Genomic DNA, 13,891 nt, shown 5'->3' with positions numbered 1-13,891 from the left:
CATATGCCTCTCATCTTCCGTCTTCGGTATTCATCCGCCGCCCATATCCTCCGCATCATAAAACGCGCAGTAGTTCTCGTCGTGATGCACAAAGCTTTCCTTATGAATGAGCAGCCGGTCAAAATCGGCCTGTACTTGCTCGGGCCAAGACTGAAATGCCGTCTCGCTCACGATAATGACGCGGCAAAACTTCAGCATCATCAAAATAAAGTAGTGGGCGGCTGCATGCAGGCTGCCTTCGCCGGAGACCGCCTTGAGCCAGACGATCTGGCTGCCTTCCATCTGCTTGAGCAGCCCTGTATTTTTGCCGTTTACGATGGACGGTTTCAATTCGGTGATGGATGAAACGAGAAACGATAACCCGCCCATTTCCACATTAAGCTCGCTGGTCTTCAAACCGCCGTTCATCCCCTTTTGCAATCAGTCGGCCGTTTGTTGGCTGTTTCCGCGCCGCTTTACAGCAAGCCGACCATTTCCAATCCGTGCCGGATTCCATCCTCCACCACATCCTTCGTTACATGCTTGGCCGCTTTCTTGACGGAGTCGACCGCGTTGCCCATGGCGACGCTGTTGTCGACATATTCCAACATCTCGATATCGTTCAAGCCGTCGCCAAACGCATACACGTCTTTTTTGTCGAAGCCGGCCAGACGGATAAATTGTTCGATTCCCTTCGCTTTCGAGCCGCCCTGCGGCAGCACGTCCATGGAGAACTGGTGCCAACGGATAAAATCGAGGCCGGGAAAATGCTCCTTATAGTGCGTCTCCTCACCGATGGTACAGAACAGCAGACATTGATAAATGTCGCGATTGCGGAAATAGTCCGCATCGAACTCCGGATGCTTTACCTTCAGCGAGCTGATGCTCTCCACGATATAAGCGTGGAATTCGGAACTGGACTTCATCGTCTCGTGGCTCATATATACGATCGGATGGTCATGGGCTGCGGCTGCTTCCGTAATGCGCTCCAGCAGCTCCGGGCGGATCGGGTTCTTCACGATCACCTCGCCCTGACGAACGACATACTGCCCGTTAAAGCTGATGTAGGAATCGATGCCGAGCTCCTCGCGGATTTCCTTGAACATGAACGGGCCGCGTCCGGTCGCGATCGCGACTTCGTGTCCCGCCCGCTGCAGCTCGGCTACCGCCTCCTTGGCCGACTGCGGAAGCTTCTTGTCATGATCCAGCAGCGTCCCGTCGATATCGAAAAAAATCATTTTTTTATCCATAAGTGCCACCCGTTTCTCCCGTAGTATAGTTTCTCTACATTGTATCGTTTCTCTCTCTTTCCAGGACGTCCCGCAGCTGCTGCGGCATCTCCCGGCTGACGCGATTGACCGCATCGATCGTGACGCAGGTGACGACCGCATCGGCGCGGATCTTTCCTTCTGCGCCTACAATTTCCTGCAGCAGCGCAAAGCTGGAGCGGCCGGCCCGGCAGGGACGGGTGCGGATCGTCAGCGCTTCTCCCTGACGGCACTCCTTCCGGTAATTCATGTTAATATTGACCATCACCGTCTGCATGCCCATTGCAAGAAAAGTGTCGAAATCCAGCCCCGCTTTGTCAAACCACTCGTCTCTGCCCCACTCCAAATATTCCAAATATTTGGCATTGTTCACGTGCCCGTTCATATCGATCTCCGTCGACCGGACGATAATGTCCAGCACACTTTCCATCATGCATCGACTCCGTTCGTTCCGATCTGCGTGCCTGCCGGCTTCCATCTGTTTTCATTATAGGGAGCGTTCGGGCAAAAAGGCAACCAGGTCGCATGATCGCCATAATGTGCCGAAGTCGTGCAAATTTCCGATGTACTCTCACAATTTATCGATTATCGTCAAAATCGTCCGTTTTCGTCAGATTTATCTTCATTTTACCATAATTTCTCCGCCAGCCTTGTAAATTTACCGATTTTATCGACATTTTATGACAGCATCATCGCGACATTCCTAGCAAAATGTGACATTATGTTACATTAGTTGACATATAAAAATTTTGTTTTAATATAAGGTATGTATTCTAACATATAAAACCAAGGAGGCTTCATATGCGCCGCTTTTCTCGTCGAATGGTACAAACCGTTCTCGCCGGCTCACTGCTTTTCTCCTTACCTGGTTTATCCTTTGCACAACCGGAAACACCTGCATCAACGGGCATTACACAAACGGTTTTGTTGGAAATGCTGAAGCAAAACGCACCAAATGAGCCGGCTTCGGAACTTTTGGGCGGAAATGCCCCGGTTACCCGGGAGGATGCAGCCAAGACGGTGCAAAGTCTCTTCCATCTTAGCGATGCGCCGTCCTCCTTCTCGGACGTGCCGTCATCGAGCCCCTATGCCGGCGCTGTCGGAGCCGTAGCGAAAGCGGGCATTATGAACGGAGTCGGCAACGGCAGGTTCGGTTACGGTGTCGTTCTCTCCCAAGCGGAAGCGGCGGCGCTGAATGCGCGCGTAGCCCATTATGCGCGACTCGCCTCCATCTCGGCCGATACCGTGGAAGGACTTTCGATTGAGCAGATTGAAAGCGGCCTCCGTTCCGGCGCTTTCACTTGTCAGCAATTAATATCCGCATACACGGCCCGGATCGAAGCCTACGATCAACAAGGACCGATGCTGAATGCCATTATCAACATGAACGAAAATGCCAAGGCTGAGGCCGCCGAACTGGACAAAAAGCAGCGTTCGGGCGCGGCGCTCGGTGCAGCCCACTGCGTTCCCGTCGTCGTCAAGGACGTCATCAATACGGACGATATGCCTACGACAAACGGGTCCGAACTATTCAAGAACTGGATTCCGGACAGCAACGCCACCGTCATTAACCGCTTGGAGGAGCAAGGGGCCATCGTGCTCGCCAAGACCAACCTGGACGATTTCGCGGCAGCCGTCTACGGCATCTCCAGCCTCAAAAGCGCCATGAAAAATCCATATGACCTCACGCGTACGGTCGGCGGCTCATCCGGCGGCAGCGCAGCGGCGATCGCCGCGCAATATGCCCCATTAGCGATCGGAACGGATACGGGCGGATCGCTTCGCATTCCAGCTGCTTTGACCGGGGTCGTCACGATTCGCCCGACAATGGGTCTGGTCAGCGCGCACGGAATTTTTCCGCGGGCACTGACCCAGGATACGGCCGGCCCGCTCGCCGCAACGGTTAAGGACGCGGCAACCGGACTTGATTTTATCGCCGGCTACGATCCGGCCGATCCCGTAACGGCGCGCAGCGTCGGCAAAATTCCTGCCGAAGGCTACGCTTCGTTCGCCAAGGGCGGCCGGCTGGACGGCGTCAAAATCGGCCTTGTAACCGGCGGCCTCGCAATCTGGGGAGACCAACCGAAAGGACCGGTCGTCGCTCTGCTGCGCAAGGCGGCCGAAGACATTGAAGCATTGGGCGGAGAAGTCGTCGAGATTGCCGGGCCGCCCAAAAGCCTGCTCGGAGGTTCGTCGGTCATCACGTTCGAGTCGGCCCGCGACGTGAACAAATTCCTTGCCGAGCAGGGCGGCAACGTTCCTGTGACAACGTTCCGCGGGCTCTACGATTCGGGTAAATACAGCCCGTATGCGAAAGAATCTTACGACCGCGAAATCAAGATCGATCCGGATGCGCTCAACAACAATGTCGATTACCAGCGTTCGCTTGCGATGCGCACCGCGCTGCAGGATTGGACGCTCGATACGATGGCAAAAAACGGATTCGCGGCGATCGCGTACCCGAGTTCGGCACAGCTGGCCGACTTGATCGGCAAAGAGCAAGCCGGACTGTTCAGCAGATGGAGCGAAAACACGGGATTCCCGGCCATCAGCGTTCCGATGGGCTATGCGAAATCGAAAACGGGAACGTACATGCCCGCAAACATCGAGTTCCTCGGCCGGGCGTTTGACGAGCCCGCAATCATTCACATTGCCAGCGCTTATGAAAACTCGACGAAAAAGAGAGTCGAGCCTGCACTGCCGGAAATCGCCACCTTGGCGACTCCGTAAACCACTTATCCTTATTGTGCGACCGAAATCATATTGCAAACGAAGTCGCATTGCAACCGAAGTTACCGTTAGCGGGCTTGCAGGCCGGCGGCTCTCGCAGTTGAATGAGTGATGCGTTTAACGAAGCAATCATCCAAATATCTTTCCGATTCAGCAATTCAATGAGCTCAAACGATCCGAAAGGATGCAGGGGCTGTCCCATAAGCAGGCTTTTAGTCGTATCAATCAAGTTCTTCAGCTTCAAAAGCGAAAAACGAACCGGTCAAGGGGCTATCCTTGGCCGGTTCGTTCTTTTTTACCACATAGGAAAGTTTAATTTCGATAAAGCATGAAGTCGAAATGAACTTTCCTATTGGCGAATAAACCTACCTTTAAACGCGGTCGCACATCTTCGAAAGACCTCGATAAAGGTTTATCTCATCGCTTTGTACGAAGGGATATTTTTGAAAAACATGCGTTCGTACATCTTTTTTCTTTTTATTTTTCGACTACGTTAAAATTCCTGCGAAAACTTTTTTTGTCGCCCTCATCTCCCGTTCAGGCAATAAAAGGCTGGGAATTCCTGCACCATCGCAGGTATTCCCTCTCCACATACGGTTTCAACCGATAAAACCTGCACATTCGCAGGTTTGAGACATTTCAATTGTACAAAAGGACCTCCGACTTCGCTTTGCCAGGCGAAACAGGAGGTCCCCTTTTGTCCTATTTAGGACTAGCTCATACGCGTGAATACTTATTAGACAGCCTCTGTTGCTTAACATAATCAAGTTTTTGTTTCATCACCTTGAATGACGCAGCGGATGCCAACAAAGCTACTGCCGCCGCCCGGCGCCTCTGATTAATGTAAAGCAGATGACGACGGCCAGCGCTTCGGCCGAGGCAATGACGACAGCCATCGGCAGCGCGGCGGCCTCGCCGCCAAGCCCGACGAGCGGCGAAGCGGCCGCCCCGAGCACAAACTGCAGCATGCCGAGCAGCGCGGAGGCGCTTCCCGCGGCCTGCCCCGCATTTTGCATCGCCAGCGATGTGGACGTCGTGCCGACAATCCCGACGCTGGATACGACAAAAAACAGCGAGATGACGACCGGAACGAGTCCCCCATCCAGCACGATTGACAGCAGCAGCGCGGTTCCGCCCGCCACAGCTGTAGTGATGCCGAAGCCAAACAGCCGCTCCACGGCGATTTTTCCGGCGAGGCGACCGGCAATCTGGGAAGCGAGAATTATGCCGGCGCCGTTCATCGCAAAGATAAGGCTGTATCCCTGCTCGGATACGCCGAACACATTTTGGATGACGAAAGGCGATCCGGAAATATAGCTGAACATGCCCGCCGACACCAGTCCCATAGCGAGAACATAACCGATAAACAGCCGATCGGACGCGAAGCCGCGGAACGTCCGCAGCGTCTGTCGAAGTCCGCCGCCTGAACGGCGCCGGGCCGGCAGCGTCTCCGGCAGCGTGAACAGAACGGCGAGCAGCAGCGCGGCCCCGAGCAGGAACAGCGCGACGAAGACGCCCCGCCAAGAGACGACCTTGAGCAGCTGCCCTCCAATGATAGGCGCCAGAATGGGGGCGGCCCCGTTTATGAGCATCAGCTGCGAGAAGAAGCGGGTCATCTCGTTTCCGGAAAATAAATCGCGCACGACTGCGCGCGAGATGACGATGCCGGCCGCGCCGGACAACCCTTGAATCAAGCGCAGCGCCACGAGCACTCCGATGTTCGGGCTGAACGCGCAGAGCAACGAGGAGAGCGTATAAACGGCCAGCGCCGCAATCAGCGGCTTTTTCCTTCCATATGTATCGCTGAGCGGTCCCGCCAGCAGCTGCCCGAGCGCCAGTCCGAGCATGCATGCGGTCAGACTGAGCTGGGCGAGCGAAGCGCTCGTATGCAGATTGCCCGTCATCCCCGGCAGCGCAGGCAAATACATGTCCAGGGAAAACGGCCCGATGGCCGTAAGCGAGCCGAGCATGAGGGCGATGCCGAGTCTTCGGGTGCGGACCGGCGCCTGCGGCATCGTGTTCGGATCCGTTTCAATTGAATGATTCATTGATACCGCCTTTCTTTCCGGTGATCGTTAGTCTGTTCTTAGCGATCCGAACAGACCGTTCCACGTGAAACGGTATGCAACCCAATATCCGCTAAATGTTTGCATAATGGATAAATAAAGCTCGAAACAGTTTCGAAAATGATGATTCCGCGCCGAAATCGCCGACAAATACCGCGCGCGAAAAACCGGGTATACCGTCGAGGCTTGCGGCACTGAAAAATGCCGTCGAAGCTTGCGGCGCAGAAAACGCCGTCGATTGCAATATTCGCCGAACGCCGTCGACGCAACAAAAGGCGGAAAAGGTCGATTGCCGCCCCTGTCACCCGTTCATCCCGAGACCCCGCATGATGAACGCAATCGTCTGTTCCCGCTCATACTCGTCGTCCCAGTCGGCTCCTTCCCGTTCGCCATAGAACATGCGGGACAGCGTATAGCCTAATAGAGCCGAACCGGTTAAGCGGAGAACGGTTAACGTCGGCAGCTCAACCATGTTGCCCTGCGCCTGGAACTTTCCGACGATGGCGCCAAGCCGCTCCAGCACCTTGGAAGCAATATTTTGAAAAAACTGCTCCCGCAGCTCGGGATGAAACGGGATTTCCTGCACCAATATTTTCAGCACGCTGCGGTGATTGTTCAGAAATTCGATTCGGTTCTCGATGAACGCGCGCAAAAACTGATCGTAGCGCTCGTATTCGACATCGAGCACCTTGTTGAAGCCGCGCAGCACGAACGGAGCCATAAGCTTTGCCATCGTCGGCGCCACGATCGACACGAGCAGGTCCTTCTTCGTTTTATAGTGGCGGAATATCGTGCCTTCGGCTACGCCCGCCCGCTGCGCGATTTCGCTCGTCGAAGACGCCGAAAATCCTTTCTCCGAAAAAACTTCGATTGCCGCCGCCAATATTTTGGACTGCTTCTCGGTCATTTTTTCCCCGGCGTCGATTTTCAGCAGCTCTTCAATCCACTGCTCGGTCGACTCTCGCATATTTTACAACTCCTTGCTTTCATTCCAATTTTCGTACCCATCATATCATAGAGTTCCCGACCTTGTTAAATCGCCCGGTGCTTGCGCAGCGCCAGCACATTAAGCAGCGCAAACGCCAGCGAAAAACCAATCAGCACGTAGACGTCAAGCTGAATTCCCTCCCAGCCTTCGCCCCGGATCATAATGCCGCGCATCGCATCCGCCCCGTAATAAAGCGGCATGATCAGGCTTAAGTTTTGCAGCCATGGCAGCATCGCGTCCAGATTGAACAACCCGGAGAAAAACACCTGCGGCACGATAACGAGCGGGATAAACTGAATGATTTGAAACTCGCTGCCGGCAAAAGACGAGAGCAGCGTGCCGAGCGTCAGCGCCGTCAGCGACAGCAGCAAATTCATGAACAGCACCAGCCAGATAGATCCCTGCATATAGAGGCCGAGCACGTCGATGGCGAACCAGGCGATCAGCGCCGCCTGCAACAAGGTAAACAACCCGAAGCCGGACAAATAACCCGCCACGACCTCGGACCGCCGGATCGGCGTCGCCAGCAGCCGCTCCAGCGTGCCGCTCGTTCGCTCCCTAAGAAACGAAACGCCGGCCAGCATGAAGACGAAGAAAAATGAGAAGAACCCGATCAGCACCGGACCGAACGAATCGAACGAGGTCATATCTTCATAGCCGTGCAGGTAAGAAACGTCGGGCTGCACCGACGGCATATCCGCCTGCATCGTCCGCTGGAGCAGCAGCAGCACCATTTTGCTCTCGGAAGGGTCGCTGCCTTCAAGCCGGATGTGCGGCGTTCTGTCCGCCAGCGTCAACACGGCGTGCAAATCGCCCGCTTTCAGCGCTTCTTCGGCGCTTCCGGCATCATCGTACACGGTAATATGCGCGTCCGTCTGCTCCAGCCGCTGGGCGAGCAGCTGCGGGACGCCCACAATTCCGATTTCCGGGTGGACCGTTTGGCCGTTAAACACCAGCTTCACCAGGCAAAGAATGAGGAGCGGCGCCAAAAATAGCAGCGCGAGCGTACGTTTATCCCGCACGAACTGGCGGATAATGCGGATGGCAAGTGCGCGGATTCTCATGATCGGATACCTCCCCCCAGCGCGATAAACGCTTCTTCGATCGTTTCGCTTCCCGTTTCCGCTTTAAGCGCCGCGGGCGAGCCGACGGCGGTCAGCTTGCCGTCCTTAATGAGTGCGAGCCGGTCGCATTTGTCCGCCTCATCCATTACATGCGTCGTCAAAATAATCGTCGTGCCGCCTTCCCTCATCTTCGCAAGCTCCTTCCAGATCGACTGCCTTAGCACCGGATCGATCCCGACGGTCGGCTCATCCAGCACGAGCAGCTGCGGCTCGTGAAGCAGCGAAATCGCCAGCGACAACCGCCGCTTCATGCCGCCGGAATACGCGCCAACTGGTTTGTTCAGATGGTCAAGCAAGCCGACAACCGCCATCGAATCATGAATGCGTTCGCTGCGGCGCGCTCCCTTAAGTCCGTACAGCGAAGCGAAAAAAACGAGGTTTTCTTTCGCCGTCAGCTCTCCGTAGAGCGCGTCGGACTGCGCCATATAACCGAACCGCTGCAGCATGGACAGCTTCGGCATCGGCTCGCCGAGCATATGAACCGAGCCTTCATCGGCTTTGTCGATGCCGGTCATCACTTTCACAAGCGTTGTTTTGCCGGAGCCGGACGGACCGAGCAGACCGAACAGCTCGCCGCGCTCTACGCGCAACGAAATGCCGTCCAGAACGGCGCGGCCGCCAAACCGGCGTACGATACGGTCCAGCTCCACGACCGGCGCGTCATGAACGCCCGACGCAGTTGCAGAGATGGAGGACATGGACAACACTCTCCTTATAACCAAAAATGAGTGATTACTCACATTCATGATACAGCCGGATCGTTAAATTGTAAAGTGAGTAATCACTCTCATTTTTTTCGATAAGAAGAAACCGGATTTGCAAACTTGGCGAGCGGTCGTGATGCGGTCGGCCTCCTATAGAACAAAAAAAGCCAGGCTTTCGCCGCCTTGGCTTCTTGATTCTGCCTCCCTCGCGCCGCTCAGTACTTTTGCAAACGATAATAACCTCGCGGCAGCTTCCGGTATTGACTGGGACTGACCCCAAACATTTTTTTGAATGTCCACTGAAAATGAGTGACGTTGTTATACCCGATCTCGTATGCAATGTCCGTCACTTTACGGTTTGTGTATAGCAGCATCTCCTTCGCCCGCCAAACACGTTTGAACGTGATGAACTCGACGAGCGAGAAGCCGGAATTCTGTTTGAATACCCGGCTAAGATAGGACGGATTGACGCCAAGATATCCGGCGATCCGGTCCAGATGCAGATCCTCGTTGTAATGCTCGTTAATGAACTCCATCGCACCCGCAACGACCGGCTTGAAATGGACTTTCGAATGATTGTCCAGACGGATGTATGGTGTGTTCCCCCTGTAGGCCCGGTTCAGTTCCACAAGCAGCCACTGCAAATGCGAAACGATCGTCCGGCGGGAGTAGCTGTCTGTGCCGCCTTCGTGCTCCTCTTGCAGCCGCTCAAACGCAAAGGAAAGCTTGCTCCTGAGCGGTTCCCGAACTTTCAGGCAGTGGGAGAAGCCGACATCGCGCTCATAAAATAGCGATAGCGGGTCCATCCCGTCTTCAACCTGAACCGCCTTTGCAAGTTCAGGATCGAACATGATGACCAGCACTTCAAACGGCTCATGGTCAATCAGCTGGCTTTTGTGCAGCTCGCGGTTTCCGATCACGAACAGATCATCCGGTTCGAAGACATACACTTTATCATCGATATAAAACTGCCCCCGACCCGATTTTACATAAAAAATTTCAAGCGGCTCGTGCCATTCGAACGGCATCCGCCAATCTCCCTCGTTACGGTTGACGAAAATTTGGAACGGTTCGAAGCCTTGAAACGTTTTTAAGGAATTCGGCAGGCTTCCTTGCAGTGAGCCTTCGTTCATATTGACTCCCATCTTCCCCACCCCGCCTCGTTCGTTTTGAATCTGACATCATATGTTCAAGCTTGTCCCGTATATTTTTCGGAACGATTCTTCCTTCTGAACCTCTCCTCCGGGAGCACGCAGCGTAATCCAGTTTACAAAATTTTCACGGAACGTCCTGCCGCCGGAAGACTGGCTGACATGGGCGTCTGCGGCAAGCAGCTTGCGTTCCCACGTAGCGCATACATCAACGGAATAGTTCGGATCGTCCGACCATATCAAGTAGACTTCCTGCGGTTTCCAAGGCTTCAGCCCTTCTTCGGCATGTTCCGGATAATACCAGCAGCCGTCGGCCAAATACGCCGCTTCGGTTGCGGCAAGGCCGAGCGCGCGATGGTCGGGATGAAATTCATATTTTCGCCAAGCATCAAGCGTAATGACAATATCCGGCCGTTCGGAACGGATCAGCCGGTATAGATGCTCCTTCAGCCCGGCTTGGTCCGCCAGCGTCCCGTCGTCGTAACCGAGGCCGATGAGCTTATGCACACCCAGAATGTAGGATGCTTCCTGCATCTCCCGTTCTCTGATTTGCGCCAATTGATCCGGGCGTATTGAAGGATCCTGCGTTCCGCGGTTGCCGCTGGTAGCGACCGCCACGGTAATCTCGTGACCTGCGTCCGCCAGCTTCGCCAGCGTTCCTCCGCAGGATGTCTCATCGTCCGGATGAGCCGTAATGAGCAGTACTCTCCACTTTTCCATCCCGATCTCTCCTGTAAGCTTTTCAATTATAAATTCCATAAACTTTTTGACTCATTGTGATCGAGCCTTTTCTACTTGATTCCCGTAAGCGTGATGCCTTCAATAAATTGGCGCTGCAGCAGCACAAAAATGGCAATCATCGGCCATACAGCGAGCAGCATGCCGGCCATCAGCACCGGGTAGTTGGTCGTAAACTGTCCTTGAAGAGAAGCGAGGCCGACGGCAAGCGTCATTTTTTCCGGCGAACTGTTGACGATCAGCGGCCAAAGAAAATCGTTCCATGACCAAAGCGTCGTAATGATCGTCACCGATACGAGACCCGGTTTAGCCAGCGGCAGCATAATCCGCCAGTAAACCTTAAACGGATGGCAGCCGTCGATTTTCGCCGCTTCCTCCAATTCCGCTGGCAACCCGAGAAAAAACTGGCGCAGCAAAAAGGTGTTGTACACGCTGAACATGCCGGTGACGGTTATCGCTTTCAGCGAGTTCAGCCAGCCCAAATCTTTCATCAGCAAATACGCGGAATGATGAACACCTGTCCAGGGACCATCATGACGGACAATAACAGCAGGAACAAAGCCGTTCGGCCCGGAAACGGGATGCGCGCGAACGCATACGCCGCCATCGAGCTGAGCAGAACGCAAACGGCTACCTTGACCAGCGTCGTGATTGCCGTATTCCAATAAAATCTCGCGAAAGGCAGCAGTTCGACCACCTTGGCATAATTATCCCACCGCAGCTTCTCGGGCAGCACAGTGAGCGGAATCCGCGTCGATTCCTCCGCCGATTGGAGCGACGTCAGCAGCGACCATGCAAACGGGGCCGCCATAATGAGCGCACCGACAATAAGAACTAGATGAACCGTAATTTTCATTCGTAATGCACCCATTTTCGCTGAATTTTAAGCTGCAGCGCCGTCAGCAGCAGAATGAGTGCAAACAATACGACCGCGATGGCGGATGCATAGCCTTTATCATTTCTTACGAACGCCTGCTTGTAAAATAAGTAAACGACCGTATCCGCATTGTCGATCGCCACCGTTCCGACCATCATATAAATCAGATCGAATACTTGCAGGGCGCCGATTAACGACGTTACCGATACGAAAAACAAAGCCGGCGTCAGAAGAGGCAGCGTGATGCCGAAAAACTTGGAAAGCGGACCCGCCCCTTCGATGGATGCCGCTTCATAATAAGAGGGCGCAATTCCTTTAATGCCGGCGATCAAAATGACGGCCTGAAACCCGACCATGCTCCAGACGGCAACGAAGACCACCGTCAGCAGCACCGTCCTCGGATCGGTCAGCCAGCTCGGACCTTGAATGGAAAATAGCTTCAGCACGGCGTTCACCAAGCCGTAATCGCCGTTAAGCAGCCACCGCCATGACATGGCCACCGCGGCCGGCATCATGACCGCCGGCAGGAAATAAACGGTGCGGTACAGGGAAACACCGCGAATCGGCTGGCTCAGCAGCACGGCAACAATCGTCGCCTGCACCACAATGGCGGGCACATAGAGCACGACATTTAACAGCGTATGGAGGAGCGCCCGGACGATTTCCGGGTCGCTCGCCAGTTTGACGTAATTATGCGCGCCTGCCCAATGATACTTGCCGAAGTCTCCCCACTCCGTGAAAGAAAGATAGACGGTCCGGACTACCGGCCATATAAACAGCACGCCGACGCCGAGCAATAAGGGTAAAATCATCCCGTATCCCCACAGATATTCGCGCCGTTTCAATTTTGACTTCCGGCTGCGGGGGACCGCTGCCGCAAGCTCCTGGTGAACCGCCATCGTATCATCTCCTTTCCTCGCAGGGGCACAGCTTCCGCAATCGTTATTTATTCAGCTGCTCAGTAATTTTCTCGGCCAGCTCTTTGGCCGCCTGCTCAGGCGTTGCCTCGCCTGTATAGGCTTTTTTCAAATATTCCGCCTCGAGCCCGTCCAGCTTGGCCGTAACCGGGGCACGCGGCAGCTGAATCGATTGGTTCGCCATATCGATGAACTTTTGAAGATGGAACTGCGGAACCGACTTGATCCACAACTCCTGCCCGCCCGCAATGGCCGGAAGCGCCGTTCCGTCCTTGGCCTGAATTTCCGCCGCTTCCTTGGAACCGAGGAATTTCAGAAATTCCCACACTTCCTTCGGATGCTTCGTATTTGCTGCGGCCACATTGCCGAGACCGTGAATGACACATGTGCGCAGCTTGTCTTTCGGAAGCACTGCGATATCGATTTTATCCTTCGTATATTCGTTCGTCGCAAAATCTTTCACGTTCCACGAGCCGTCCGTCAGCATGGCGACCTTGCCGGATTTAAACAAATCCTTCGGAGCGGTGTCCGTCATCTGCGCCAGCGTCGGGGACACTTTGTGAACGTGGATGAGGTCGGTCTGCAGCTTCAGGCCGCGGATGGCTTCCGGCGTGTCGTACAACGATTTTTTGCCGTCCTCGGAAATGAATCCGCCACCCGCTTCGAGGATCGTGTTGTAATATCCCGTTTGTCCTTGGAATTGTGCGGGCAGCCCCCATATTCCTTTCTCCGGATTGGTTAGCTTTTTGGCGACTTCCACCGCTTTGTTCCAGTCCCATGTTTCGTCCGGATAAGGGATGTGAGCCTCATCAAACAGCGTTTTGTTGTACCACAACCCTACGACGTCATAATCTTTCGGAACGCCGTAATGCTTGTCGTCATAAGAATACAGATTGACAAGCGGCTGCGGGTAAGCGCCGAAATCGAAGCTGTCCTGCTTCGCATAATCGTCCAGCTGAAGCAGCAGACCGTTCGCCGCGTATTTGGGCAATGTGCCGCCGTTCATCCAAAACACATCGGGGAGCGTGCCGCCCGTCCCCGCCGTTTCAAGCTTGGTCCAATATTCGCTCCAAGGCGTCAGCTGGATCTTCACGTCGATATTCGGATGCTGCTGTTTGAATTTTGCAATGATTTCTTCCATTGCCGGCACTTGAACCTGATCCCACAGGCCGTAAGTCAGCGTTACCTGCTCCGCTTTCTGTTCGCCCGAGCTAGAACCTTCACTGCCGGAAGTTTGACTTTGACCGCTGCCGCTGCTGCCGCATGCGGATAAAAGCGTTAAAAACGCCAAACCGGTTGTAGCTATACCTGCAAGCCTTTTTTTCATATCTCTCTCCCACTCCCCATAA

Annotated in this window: 12 protein-coding genes and 1 pseudogene; 1 reads left to right on the top strand and 12 read right to left on the bottom strand. The window is 54.5% G+C overall.

Annotated elements, in window-relative coordinates; translation table 11 throughout:
* Positions 1-30: 30 nt before the first annotated feature.
* Genes VN24_RS14165 through VN24_RS14155 form a run of 3 tightly spaced genes read right to left on the bottom strand, consistent with a single transcriptional unit; the run spans position 31 to position 1,677 of the window.
* Positions 31-396 (bottom strand): hypothetical protein, encoded by a 366-nt coding sequence (locus VN24_RS14165; RefSeq protein ID WP_148505242.1) that lies wholly within the window; start codon positions 394-396, stop codon positions 31-33.
* A gap of 59 nt (positions 397-455) precedes the next feature.
* Complete coding sequence (locus VN24_RS14160) at positions 456-1,229, bottom strand: Cof-type HAD-IIB family hydrolase (protein WP_045670928.1); 774 nt, start codon at positions 1,227-1,229, stop codon at positions 456-458.
* Positions 1,230-1,263: 34 nt separating this feature from the next.
* Positions 1,264-1,677, bottom strand: coding sequence for an acyl-CoA thioesterase (locus tag VN24_RS14155; protein ID WP_045673298.1), 414 nt, complete (start codon positions 1,675-1,677; stop codon positions 1,264-1,266).
* Between the two features lie 503 nt (positions 1,678-2,180).
* Between VN24_RS14155 and VN24_RS14150 the strand changes: the two genes are divergently transcribed.
* A complete protein-coding gene (locus VN24_RS14150) occupies positions 2,181-3,977 on the top strand; it encodes an amidase (RefSeq protein WP_158453675.1) in 1,797 nt (598 codons plus the stop codon).
* 812 nt (positions 3,978-4,789) lie between these two features.
* On the opposite strand, the gene VN24_RS14140 is transcribed toward VN24_RS14150, so the two are convergent.
* The 9 genes and pseudogenes from VN24_RS14140 to VN24_RS14100 form a co-directional block, all read right to left on the bottom strand.
* Positions 4,790-6,025, bottom strand: a complete 1,236-nt coding sequence (locus tag VN24_RS14140; RefSeq protein ID WP_045670926.1) for a multidrug effflux MFS transporter — start codon at positions 6,023-6,025, stop codon at positions 4,790-4,792.
* A 319-nt stretch (positions 6,026-6,344) separates the two neighbouring features.
* The gene (locus VN24_RS14135) at positions 6,345-7,010 is read right to left on the bottom strand and encodes a TetR/AcrR family transcriptional regulator (protein ID WP_045670925.1); all 666 of its coding nucleotides are present in this window, start codon (positions 7,008-7,010) and stop codon (positions 6,345-6,347) included.
* A 65-nt stretch (positions 7,011-7,075) separates the two neighbouring features.
* Positions 7,076-8,095 carry an ABC transporter permease gene (locus tag VN24_RS14130; protein WP_045670924.1) on the bottom strand — a complete coding sequence of 340 codons (1,020 nt, stop codon included), beginning with the start codon at positions 8,093-8,095 and terminating at the stop codon, positions 7,076-7,078.
* Positions 8,092-8,853, bottom strand: coding sequence for an ABC transporter ATP-binding protein (locus VN24_RS14125; protein ID WP_045670923.1), 762 nt, complete (start codon positions 8,851-8,853; stop codon positions 8,092-8,094). Before VN24_RS14125 ends, VN24_RS14130 begins: the two co-directional genes overlap by 4 nt.
* Before the next feature lie 221 nt (positions 8,854-9,074).
* A complete protein-coding gene (locus VN24_RS26350; protein WP_052702953.1) occupies positions 9,075-10,004 on the bottom strand; it encodes a helix-turn-helix transcriptional regulator in 930 nt (309 codons plus the stop codon).
* A gap of 36 nt (positions 10,005-10,040) precedes the next feature.
* Complete coding sequence (locus VN24_RS14115; protein WP_052702952.1) at positions 10,041-10,730, bottom strand: PIG-L deacetylase family protein; 690 nt, start codon at positions 10,728-10,730, stop codon at positions 10,041-10,043.
* Positions 10,731-10,801: 71 nt separating this feature from the next.
* Positions 10,802-11,619: pseudogene (locus tag VN24_RS14110) on the bottom strand (carbohydrate ABC transporter permease).
* Positions 11,601-12,524: a carbohydrate ABC transporter permease gene (locus VN24_RS14105; RefSeq protein WP_045670922.1), complete on the bottom strand. Its 924-nt coding sequence runs from the start codon at positions 12,522-12,524 to the stop codon at positions 11,601-11,603. The pseudogene VN24_RS14110 and the gene VN24_RS14105 overlap by 19 nt, the downstream one beginning before the upstream one ends.
* A gap of 43 nt (positions 12,525-12,567) precedes the next feature.
* Positions 12,568-13,869, bottom strand: a complete 1,302-nt coding sequence (locus tag VN24_RS14100) for an ABC transporter substrate-binding protein (protein WP_045670921.1) — start codon at positions 13,867-13,869, stop codon at positions 12,568-12,570.
* Between the last annotated feature and the right edge of the window lie 22 nt (positions 13,870-13,891).

This window comes from Paenibacillus beijingensis (assembly GCF_000961095.1).
Classification (GTDB): domain Bacteria; phylum Bacillota; class Bacilli; order Paenibacillales; family Paenibacillaceae; genus Paenibacillus_O; species Paenibacillus_O beijingensis.
This window is presented reverse-complemented; position numbering and strand designations above follow the sequence as displayed.

Bases quoted from the DNA above. Each gene is read 5' to 3' on its own strand.
- VN24_RS14100 (WP_045670921.1), bottom strand. From the start codon at position 13,869: ATGAAAAAAAGGCTTGCAGGTATAGCTACAACCGGTTTGGCGTTTTTA.
- VN24_RS26350 (WP_052702953.1), bottom strand. From the start codon at position 10,004: ATGGGAGTCAATATGAACGAAGGCTCACTGCAAGGAAGCCTGCCGAAT.
- VN24_RS14135 (WP_045670925.1), bottom strand. From the start codon at position 7,010: ATGCGAGAGTCGACCGAGCAGTGGATTGAAGAGCTGCTGAAAATCGAC.
- VN24_RS14115 (WP_052702952.1), bottom strand. From the start codon at position 10,730: ATGGAAAAGTGGAGAGTACTGCTCATTACGGCTCATCCGGACGATGAG.
- VN24_RS14160 (WP_045670928.1), bottom strand. From the start codon at position 1,229: ATGGATAAAAAAATGATTTTTTTCGATATCGACGGGACGCTGCTGGAT.
- VN24_RS14150 (WP_158453675.1), top strand. From the start codon at position 2,181: ATGCTGAAGCAAAACGCACCAAATGAGCCGGCTTCGGAACTTTTGGGC.
- VN24_RS14125 (WP_045670923.1), bottom strand. From the start codon at position 8,853: ATGTCCTCCATCTCTGCAACTGCGTCGGGCGTTCATGACGCGCCGGTC.
- VN24_RS14140 (WP_045670926.1), bottom strand. From the start codon at position 6,025: ATGAATCATTCAATTGAAACGGATCCGAACACGATGCCGCAGGCGCCG.
- VN24_RS14105 (WP_045670922.1), bottom strand. From the start codon at position 12,524: ATGGCGGTTCACCAGGAGCTTGCGGCAGCGGTCCCCCGCAGCCGGAAG.
- VN24_RS14130 (WP_045670924.1), bottom strand. From the start codon at position 8,095: ATGAGAATCCGCGCACTTGCCATCCGCATTATCCGCCAGTTCGTGCGG.
- VN24_RS14155 (WP_045673298.1), bottom strand. From the start codon at position 1,677: ATGGAAAGTGTGCTGGACATTATCGTCCGGTCGACGGAGATCGATATG.